General features: G+C 71.4%; 2 protein-coding genes. Both read left to right on the forward strand.

What is annotated here, in order from left to right; all coding sequences use genetic code 11:
• The coding region (locus EHS43_RS44085) for a SpdD protein (RefSeq protein ID WP_125196000.1) at window positions 1-251 on the forward strand (251 nt) is incomplete at its 5' end.
• 98 nt (window positions 252-349) lie between these two features.
• Window positions 350-1,640: replication initiator (locus EHS43_RS44090; protein ID WP_125196001.1), on the forward strand; the 1,291-nt coding region annotated here is incomplete at its 3' end.

A 1,640-nucleotide genomic window follows, 5' to 3' on the forward strand; every position in this document is an offset into this window, starting at 1 on the left:
CTCCGGTTCCGACAACCCCGGCGCCCTACGTCCCCACCGCCGCCCCGATTTCGTCCGCTCCCGCCTCCAACCGGCCCGCGGTGCAGCTCACTCCGGGCGGCATGCTCACCCTCGCCGCCGGCGGTGGCGCCCTTGTCCTCGTCCTCGGCGCCGTCCTGGTCTCCATGCTCCTGGCCGTGGCGATCACCGCCGCCTCGGTGGCCGTCTGCGCCGTCACCGTCCGCTCGATCCTCAAGAGCGACCGCCGCTGACCGCATCTGCTTCAGCAGCCTGGCTTGCCCACACTGTCTAGCCCCCTGGACAAGCCGGGCTGCTGCCCCCGCTCCCGTCTCCAAGGAGGAACCCGCACATGCGCCCCGAGGCTCCGACCGGAGCCATCCGCCAACTGGCGGCCCTCGCCCTGCACGGCGAACTGAGCACCTACGCACACCAGATCCAACGGCTCGGCGGCTGCGAGCGGCCCGTACGGATGGAGGGCCACCGCCTCGACGTCCACGCCTCGACGGGGGAGATCGTCCGCGAGATCGCCGACCGCGACCTTCCCGCCGGACAGCTCCTCATCCGCTGCAACAACCGCCGCGCCACACGGTGCGCCGCGTGCGCCGAGGTCTACCGCAAAGATACCTACCACCTCGTCACAGCCGGTCTGAGCGGCGGCAAGGGAATCGGCCCGGCCGTCGCCGAACATCCCCGCGTCTTCGCCACCTTCACCGCCCCCTCCTTCGGCCCTGTCCACAACCGGCCCGGCGGCGGCCGCTGCCGCTGCGGACGCCTCCACCCGGACGGTGACCCTGTCCTGGGAACGCCTCTGAGTCCCGACCGCTACGACTACCGCGCCGCCGTCCTCTGGAACGCGCACGCCGGTGCCCTCTGGGCCCGCTTCACCACCTACCTGCGCCAACAAATCGCCTCCCGCGCGGGCATCCGCCGCTCGGCGCTGCGCGACTGCCTCAAGGTCTCCTACGCCAAAGTTGCCGAATACCAACGGCGAGGCGCCGTCCACTTCCACGCGGTGATCCGGCTCGACGGACCGGACGGAGCCGAGGACACCCCACCCACCTGGGCCACCACCGAACTCCTCGCCGACTCCATCCGCTCCGCCGTCCGCCTCGTCGAGACACCCGGCCCGGTCCTCGACGGCCGTGCCCACACCTTCCGCTTCGGCGAACAACTCGACATCCGCCCCATCCGCTCGGCTGACTTCACCGGCGCCACCGACCTCACCAGCCGCGCCGTCGCCGCCTACATCGCCAAGTACGCCACCAAGGGCGCCGAAAGCGCGACGGGCACCCTGGACCGCCCCATCCGCAACCCCATCACGGACCTGATCGGCGCTGAAGTCACCGATCACGCACGTCAGTTGATCCTCACCTGCTGGCACCTCGGGGCCCTGCCCGAACTCGAAGACCTGCGCCTGCGCAAGTGGGCTCACATGCTCGGCTTCCGCGGCCACTTCTCCACCAAGTCCCGCGCGTACTCCGTCACCCTCGGCGCCCTCCGCCAAGAGCGCGCCGACCACAACGAAGCACTCACCCGCGAACGCGCCGCGGCAGCCGGACACCCGCTGCCCGCACCGGACACCGTCCTCGTCCTCTCGCACTGGCGCTTCGCCGGCACCGGGCTGACCGCCGCAGAAGCCC

This window comes from Streptomyces sp. RP5T (assembly GCF_003933965.1).
Lineage (GTDB): Bacteria > Actinomycetota > Actinomycetes > Streptomycetales > Streptomycetaceae > Streptomyces.